A 6,339-nucleotide genomic window follows, 5' to 3' on the forward strand; every position below is an offset into this window, starting at 1 on the left:
GCCGCGGGGGCTGGTCGTGCTGGTCGGGGGGTCAGCGGCGGTGGTTGCCTCGGCTGCGGGTTCCTCGCGGGCGGGTCCACCAGAGGAACACCAGGAGCGCAGCGGTGGAGACGGGCAGTGCGAGCAGCGCCAGCCAGCGGGCGTCACTCATCGGGCTTGCCCTCGCCGTCCTCGATGCCGAGCCGCTTGCGTTCGCGGGCGTTGTCGCGGGCTACCTGGTCCTCGGTGACCGGCACGGCGTAGTGCAGCAGCGGGCGCTCGTCGAGAACCTTGGTGAGTTCGCGCACGGCCCGCTCGTAGTCTTCGGGGTCGTCCACGTTGCGGTAGCGGCTCACGTCGCCTCCGCGCTGTCTGGGTCGTACGGCCCGGGGTCCGGCACCGTGGGCGCGCCGTTGCCACTGGCTCCGTAGACGCCGGGCCGTACGACGATTGGGCGGGAGAGGTGACGGCCGCGCATCCGGCACCCCTCCCGCGTCTTGGGGGATCTGGTCATCAGAGGTAGGAGGGGCCCCAGAACGCGTCCGGCTTCGCGGAGACCGCGACGCCGGTACCGGACTCCACCGCGTCCTTCTGCCGAGCCAGTAGGACCCGCAGGCCGGGCTCGTCGCGGGACATCAGGGTGCGGTCGACACCGGCGGTGGGGTCAACGCGGGTGGCCATCCAGGACGTGGGGTTGTCGAAGCTGTCGTGAGCCCGCCAGTAGTCCCAGCCGGGGAAATCTTTGCGGAGTTGCGCAAAGTCGTCGTCGTCCTGGACAGGCGTGCCGTCGCCCTCAGTCACGTAGAATCACTCCCCGGCTATGGCGGGCCAATAAGTTCGAACATATTGCATGTTGCACCCGCCACCCACCCGGCGTCAATATGGTCGAACAAATCCGGTGAGACAGAGTGGAGCGCCCGTGACAGCCGCCCGATACCGCGAGATCGCAAACGATCTCCGTCGCCGCATCAGCGGCGGTGAGTGGCAGCCCGGCGACACGATCCCGCGCATGGCCGATCTCGCCGCGTACTACCAATCGGCCCGTGGCTCCGTCGCCTCCGCCGTACGCGAGCTGGAGACCGAGGGCCTGCTGAAGTCCACACCTCGACGAGGAACCGTCGTGCTGGAGCCGAGGATCCGTCGGCGCATCACGAGAGGTACGCGCGTGCATCGGCGTCGGCTGGAGGGCGGCTACAGCTTCGCCGCGACCAAGGCCGACGAGCCCACCTGGGTCCACCACGTCACACCGCGCCGAACCGTTGAGCCGATCCCGGAACGTGCCGCCGAACTGCTCGGCGTCGAGGTCGGGACGCCCGTCCTCCGCCGACGGCGCGTCACCTCACCGGAAGGCGAGACCCCGTTCACCCTGTCCGACTCCTGGATCCGCCCGGACGTCGCCGAGGCCGCCCCGAAGGTCGCCGAGCAGGGGTTGCCGGGCGGCTACCTCGACGCGATCGAGCGCGCCGGTCATGGCCCGCTGCACTGGCGGGAGATCACTCGCAGCCGCCTGCCGAGCAAGGAGGAGTCGACGCTGCTGAGCATCCCGACGCGCCTGCCGGTGCTGGAGATCTGCCGGGTGAGCACGTCGGCGAGTCTCGGCGAGCCGGTGGAGGTGACGGTCATGGTCGTGCCGTCGGACCGGATCGAGACGGTGGTCGAACTGGAGCGGGACGCCTCGGCGGTGTTCGAGGTGCTGTCCCCGCCGGGTCGGCCGCACAGCCGTAAGGAGCCGTAGAGGTTCGAGGATGACGACGCCCCGCCAGTCAGGTGACCGGCGGGGCATCGTACGTCACGGGGGTGACAGCGTCAGGCTGCGAGATCTTCCGGCCGTACGGGCTGGCACCCGACGCGGTGCTCGCCGTTGGGGACACCGGCGAACCGGCGCGCACGCAGACGCGCGGCCCGCCGCTTCCGCTCGACCTCACGCTTCTCTGCGCGGCGCGCACGGAGGTCGATGACCATGTCGATCACTGTGCAGATTGCGGCGCCGGTGAAGAGGACGACCCACGTGATGCAGGTCCCGACGATGAGCAGCGCCGACATGGTGCCCGCGTCTTCCGGGCTGAAGTCCACGGTCGTCTCGGTGCTGACCAGAACCTTCGACCCCCATCGGTAGAGAGGGAACGTGACCAGCCCGCACACGACGGCGATCGGCAGTGTGCGCCGGGAGACGCCAGGCACGATCGACCATCGCTCGGGCCTCATGACCCGTCCTCGGCGTAGATCGTGGCGGTGAGGACGAGGTGCACACCGTCGCGCCGGCCGGTGGCCATGAGGCGGGTGCTGATCTGGTCGGTGCGCGCCGGGGTCACGGTGAGGGCGAGTACGTCGGCCCAGGCGGTGAACGCGTCCCGGATCTCAGGCTCGGTCGGCAGGGTGGAGACGGTGGCGGTGAGCGTGGCCCCGGCGTTCCCGACGGTCCAGGACAGCGGGGGCAGGTGCGGGTAGCGGAGGAGGATCTCCGTGAGCTTCCCGGCGGCGCGGCGCTGCCAGGCGATCTGCCCGGTGCCGAGCGTCTCGGCGGTCATGATCCACCGCCAGGGCATATGCAGGGCATCCGGCCGTGGGGAGTGGGGAGTGGATCAGAGTAGATCGAAGTAGCGTTCCCCCTGGTCAAGGCCATGCTCACGGCGCGATCGCTGGTCAGGCCACCCCTGGAACCAGATCGGGGACAACTGGTCGCATGAGTCTGTGACCTGCTGATACGTATCACCGGGACTCCTCTCCGGGCATATTCAGGGCATTCGGGTCTGTGATCTTGTAGAACTCATCCATCGCCTTACGCGCCCGATCGGCCGCCGTCGGCATCAGATGGGTGTAGGTGTTCAAGGTGAATCCGGGGTCGGCGTGGCCGAGGTAGACCGCCAGCGTCTTGATGTCCAGGCCACCGGCGAGCTGCGCCGAGGCGAAGGTGTGCCGCAGGACATGGAAGCCGTTCGCCCGGATGTCCGGCGCCCCCGCCGCACGGCGGGCCGGCCGCCAGTCGTCACGGTTGAAGTGCTGGCGGTGCAGTGGCTTGCCCGCCTTGGTGAACAACAGCTCGGCGGTGTGCGGCGGGCCGTCGGCGTCGACCCACGGCAGCGTGACCGTGGTCGTCCCGTGGGCTGAGATGTGCGCGGCGAGCCGGAGCGAGTCCCGCTCGTGCAACGGGACCGTGCGGGTCTTGTCGCCCTTCGGCGGCGAGAACACGAATGTCCCGTCGTCGAGCAGGCGGACCTGCCGGATCACGTTCACCTCGCGGCCGAGCCAGTTGATCCCATCCAGCGCGAGGCCGAAGCATTCCCCCTGCCGCAGTCCGCACCCCATCGCGGCGTCCACCATGGCGGCCAGATGGTCGGCCATCGCGCTCCGGGCCGTCTCGGCTCGCTGGAGCGTCCACGGGATGACGTCCTTGCGCACCACCTTCGGTGGCTTCACCGACCGCGCCCGGGTGGGGTTGCGGCCGATCACCCCGTCGTCGAGCGCGGCGATCAGGACCGAGTTCAGCACCCGCATGTTGTTGCGGACCGTGCTGGGTTCCAGCTTCGCCATGCCCGACAGCCATTGCTGCACGATCGACGGGCGCTTGGCGAGTTTCGCCATGGTCTGCTTGCCGATCGGCTTGCCGTAGAGGTGGACCTTGAGGATGCTGTCGACGCGGGAGAGGGTGACGGGGTCGCCGGCGAGGTTGGCCCGCCAGTCCTTGGCGTAGGACTCCAGTGTGACCTTGCCGGCCTTGGGGTCGATGTAGGTGTCGGTGTTCAGTTCGTTGCGGACCTTGGCGTCGAGGGCTTCGGCGTAGATCTCGTGGTCGGTCTCGTCGTTCTTGCCGCCCTTTTTCGGCCGGTTGAGCTTGCGCTGCTTGCCCTCGTCGTCGTACCAGCGGACCTGCCACCGGTCGCCCTGCCCGTGTTCGGCGGTGGGGTAGAGCGGCGTGCGGGTGGTCCCGCATTTGCACGGCTCGTGGCCGGGGCGGGGGTGGGCTCGGTGCCAGCGGTCGTACACCGCCATGGGGTGCTCCATGGGTGGGGGGACTGGTGGTGTGACGCCTCCCCCCGTGTGCGCGGTTCACGAGGTGAGGCGAGTCTTACTGTTCAGTAAGCGTCCCGGGGGGCGGGCCCGGGGCGCCTGGAGGCTACCCCCTGCCGCCGCTGCTGCGGCGCTTCCCCAGCTCATCGACGTCCACGGTCGCCTTGCCGGCCACGTGGTAGAGCGCATCGGTCAGCGCGTCCACGCGGCCCTCAAGCTTGGCGATCTTCTCGCCGTTCTCGTCGGCGCGATCGTCGAGCTGAGAGACCACTTCGACCGTCCCGCTGAACGCGGCGGTCATCATGATCGTCCCGACGAGCACGAGACAGAGACATGCGTTGTAGACCGCTTGCTTCCCTAGATCCATTCCGATGGCCAGTCCCCCGACTGAGCCGGCTGCGAGCATCACACCGGCGACGAGCGCCGTCGCATACCGCCGGTACGTAAGGTCGCGATGCCGGTTTGAGTGGTGTTGGTTCTGCTGGTCGCTCGACATTGAGCGGATCCCCTTCTACATGGAGGGGGCCATCTGCGTCGCTGGGTCTTTCTGCGCGGTAACGTTCAGCGGTTCGCCCCCTACAGCCCGTATTTGCGTAGGCATTGTGTGTGCATATCGGTCATGTCCGTAAGTTGCAGTTAGGTAAGAAACTCCTTACCTACGCGCTGTCGGAACGCTCCGACCGGCCCTCCTCCTCGTTGGACGGCGGTGAGGGCGGGGTATCGAACATCCTCGCGATCCTCCTGGCGAACGCGGCCCGGATCTCAGGGTCAGCGAGTATCTCCTCCAGTCGCGTGTCGGCATCACGTTCGGGCGGCTGCCGGCTGGCGTCAACCGGTTTCGGGTCACGGCCGTTGAGAAGCGCTTCGACGCCGGCCCCGTCTTGGTAGCGGAGGGCGCGATTAAGTCCGTGGATGGTGGCCTCGCCCGGCCGGCCGTCTCCGACACGGAGGGCTCGCAGCGTCTCGTAGGAGATTCCGGCGGCCAGTGACAGGTCTCGCCACGTCTTCATGCCCAGTTCTAGGCGGCGCGCGCTTAGTACCTCGTTAAGGCGTTCCAGTTGCTCTGTCATGGCGTCCTCGCGGGTAGATGCCGACACCACAGATTACCGCAGGATGCAACAACTAGTCAGACCCACCGATGTAGCAAAGTTGCCACAGGCCTGTGGTGCTCTGTGGCCTCCTGTGGTAATCTGCGGTACATGCCACAGACCACAGACCACAGACCCGCGAGGGATCAGCGGCTGCGGCGCGGATGGACCCTGCGGGACCTCGCCCAGAAGTGCGCCGACAAGGGTGCGCCGGTCGACTACTCGCACCTCGCCCGAATCGAGCGGGGACTCCACACTCCGGGCCCCAAGCTCCGCGTCGTCCTCGCCGAACTCCTCGACCTCGACATCGCCGACCTTGAGGCGCAGCCGGAGGCGAAGTCGGCATGATCCTCCGCGCCTACCTGGAAGTCGCCCTCGCCATTGCGGACTGGTTCGCCAACCCCAAGCGCCCGCCCGTGAAGCGCTGCTCAACCTGCAACGCCGTCAACGAACCCGACCGTTCCTCCTGCATCACGTGCGGAGCGTCGTTCTGATGGCCCGCGACTACATCGCCGAGATGAACGCCGCGATCGCTGACGCGATGGGCGAGGGAGACATCGTCGCCCCTGTCGTCGCCGAGAAGCTGCTGGCGGGCCTTCAGGAGACCGACCCCGACCTGCTCGACGGGTGGCTGCACGCCAGCGCCGCACAGTTCCTGACGATGGCGATCGGCTCGTCCGACCGCAGGGAGCGGACCCTCGTCCGCCGCCGGGCATCATCCCGCCGGTTCGCCGAGGTCGCCGAATCCGGTGACGTGGCAGCCCTGTCGACCTTCGCCGTACGGCTGGTGGTCGATGGCGACAACACGCGCCGGCCGATCGGTCAGATGACCGGCTCCGATCACCGGTTCGTGGCCGGTGAGTACGGCCGGTCGGCGAAGACCGCCCGGATGCTCCAGTCCTTCCACCTCGCCGTGGCGAAGAAGGTCGGCAAGCGGAAGACCGTCGAGGTCTTTAGCGAGGAGCAGTACGAGCAGATGTACCGCTCGATCGTCGGGCCTGAGGCCGAAGCCTCGTGACTACCCTCCGCATCCCAGCCCAGCCCTCCACCCCCCGGCCCGACTACCCCTGCCCTCCCCATTCGCGCCGCCTCGGCCCGCCACGATCCCGCCCGACAGCCCGTGCCTGCCCAGTGCCTACGCCGCCCACCGGCGACCCGACCGCCTTCACGGCGGACCTGTACCTGGCCGGCGGCAGCGCGCTCTCCGGTGCGGCCGGCACCGCGGGCACGGCGACCGTCGCCGCCGCCAACGGCAACTGGGTGG

The 6,339-nt window shown here is 68.5% G+C and carries 12 protein-coding genes; 4 read left to right on the forward strand and 8 right to left on the reverse strand.

Annotated elements, in window-relative coordinates:
- Nucleotides 1–143 precede the first annotated feature (143 nt).
- The 3 genes from VIU94_RS03880 to VIU94_RS03890 are packed head-to-tail and all read right to left on the reverse strand — an operon-like array spanning nucleotide 144 to nucleotide 780.
- Nucleotides 144–335 carry a hypothetical protein gene (locus tag VIU94_RS03880; protein ID WP_331907537.1) on the reverse strand — a complete coding sequence of 64 codons (192 nt, stop codon included), beginning with the start codon at nucleotides 333–335 and terminating at the stop codon, nucleotides 144–146.
- Complete coding sequence (locus tag VIU94_RS03885) at nucleotides 332–493, reverse strand: hypothetical protein (protein ID WP_331907539.1); 162 nt, start codon at nucleotides 491–493, stop codon at nucleotides 332–334. Before VIU94_RS03885 ends, VIU94_RS03880 begins: the two co-directional genes overlap by 4 nt.
- Nucleotides 493–780 carry a hypothetical protein gene (locus VIU94_RS03890; protein WP_331907541.1) on the reverse strand — a complete coding sequence of 96 codons (288 nt, stop codon included), beginning with the start codon at nucleotides 778–780 and terminating at the stop codon, nucleotides 493–495. Before VIU94_RS03890 ends, VIU94_RS03885 begins: the two co-directional genes overlap by 1 nt.
- Nucleotides 781–898: 118 nt before the next feature.
- Between VIU94_RS03890 and VIU94_RS03895 the strand changes: the two genes are divergently transcribed.
- The gene (locus tag VIU94_RS03895; RefSeq protein WP_331907543.1) at nucleotides 899–1,714 is read left to right on the forward strand and encodes a GntR family transcriptional regulator; all 816 of its coding nucleotides are present in this window, start codon (nucleotides 899–901) and stop codon (nucleotides 1,712–1,714) included.
- 71 nt (nucleotides 1,715–1,785) lie between these two features.
- Here VIU94_RS03895 and VIU94_RS03900 read toward each other — a convergent pair whose 3' ends face one another.
- The 5 genes from VIU94_RS03900 to VIU94_RS03920 form a co-directional block, all read right to left on the reverse strand.
- On the reverse strand, nucleotides 1,786–2,184 hold the full coding sequence (locus VIU94_RS03900) for a hypothetical protein (RefSeq protein WP_331907545.1): 399 nt from the start codon (nucleotides 2,182–2,184) through the stop codon (nucleotides 1,786–1,788).
- Nucleotides 2,181–2,507, reverse strand: a complete 327-nt coding sequence (locus VIU94_RS03905) for a hypothetical protein (RefSeq protein ID WP_331907547.1) — start codon at nucleotides 2,505–2,507, stop codon at nucleotides 2,181–2,183. Before VIU94_RS03905 ends, VIU94_RS03900 begins: the two co-directional genes overlap by 4 nt.
- Nucleotides 2,508–2,688: 181 nt before the next feature.
- Entirely contained in the window at nucleotides 2,689–3,969 is a 1,281-nt protein-coding gene (locus VIU94_RS03910; RefSeq protein ID WP_331907549.1) for a tyrosine-type recombinase/integrase, read from the reverse strand.
- Nucleotides 3,970–4,093: 124 nt separating this feature from the next.
- Nucleotides 4,094–4,483, reverse strand: coding sequence for a hypothetical protein (locus VIU94_RS03915; RefSeq protein ID WP_331907551.1), 390 nt, complete (start codon nucleotides 4,481–4,483; stop codon nucleotides 4,094–4,096).
- 160 nt (nucleotides 4,484–4,643) lie between these two features.
- Entirely contained in the window at nucleotides 4,644–5,057 is a 414-nt protein-coding gene (locus tag VIU94_RS03920; RefSeq protein ID WP_331907553.1) for a hypothetical protein, read from the reverse strand.
- Nucleotides 5,058–5,186: 129 nt separating this feature from the next.
- Here VIU94_RS03920 and VIU94_RS03925 point away from each other — a divergent pair, with 129 nt between their 5' ends.
- The 3 genes from VIU94_RS03925 to VIU94_RS03935 are packed head-to-tail and all read left to right on the forward strand — an operon-like array spanning nucleotide 5,187 to nucleotide 6,093.
- The gene (locus VIU94_RS03925; RefSeq protein ID WP_331907555.1) at nucleotides 5,187–5,423 is read left to right on the forward strand and encodes a helix-turn-helix domain-containing protein; all 237 of its coding nucleotides are present in this window, start codon (nucleotides 5,187–5,189) and stop codon (nucleotides 5,421–5,423) included.
- Nucleotides 5,420–5,569, forward strand: a complete 150-nt coding sequence (locus tag VIU94_RS03930) for a hypothetical protein (protein ID WP_331907557.1) — start codon at nucleotides 5,420–5,422, stop codon at nucleotides 5,567–5,569. Before VIU94_RS03925 ends, VIU94_RS03930 begins: the two co-directional genes overlap by 4 nt.
- Nucleotides 5,569–6,093, forward strand: a complete 525-nt coding sequence (locus VIU94_RS03935) for a hypothetical protein (RefSeq protein ID WP_331907559.1) — start codon at nucleotides 5,569–5,571, stop codon at nucleotides 6,091–6,093. The genes VIU94_RS03930 and VIU94_RS03935 overlap by 1 nt, the downstream gene beginning before the upstream one ends.
- Nucleotides 6,094–6,339: the final 246 nt, after the last annotated feature.

It is taken from the genome of Streptomyces sp., from assembly GCF_036566765.1.
Classification (GTDB): Bacteria; Actinomycetota; Actinomycetes; order Streptomycetales; family Streptomycetaceae; genus Streptomyces.

Coding starts and splice junctions, on each gene's coding strand:
- VIU94_RS03885 (WP_331907539.1), bottom strand. CDS start 493: ATGACCAGATCCCCCAAGACGCGGGAGGGGTGCCGGATGCGCGGCCGT.
- VIU94_RS03900 (WP_331907545.1), bottom strand. CDS start 2,184: ATGAGGCCCGAGCGATGGTCGATCGTGCCTGGCGTCTCCCGGCGCACA.
- VIU94_RS03905 (WP_331907547.1), bottom strand. CDS start 2,507: ATGACCGCCGAGACGCTCGGCACCGGGCAGATCGCCTGGCAGCGCCGC.
- VIU94_RS03910 (WP_331907549.1), bottom strand. CDS start 3,969: ATGGCGGTGTACGACCGCTGGCACCGAGCCCACCCCCGCCCCGGCCAC.
- VIU94_RS03915 (WP_331907551.1), bottom strand. CDS start 4,483: ATGTCGAGCGACCAGCAGAACCAACACCACTCAAACCGGCATCGCGAC.
- VIU94_RS03920 (WP_331907553.1), bottom strand. CDS start 5,057: ATGACAGAGCAACTGGAACGCCTTAACGAGGTACTAAGCGCGCGCCGC.
- VIU94_RS03925 (WP_331907555.1), top strand. CDS start 5,187: ATGCCACAGACCACAGACCACAGACCCGCGAGGGATCAGCGGCTGCGG.
- VIU94_RS03930 (WP_331907557.1), top strand. CDS start 5,420: ATGATCCTCCGCGCCTACCTGGAAGTCGCCCTCGCCATTGCGGACTGG.
- VIU94_RS03935 (WP_331907559.1), top strand. CDS start 5,569: ATGGCCCGCGACTACATCGCCGAGATGAACGCCGCGATCGCTGACGCG.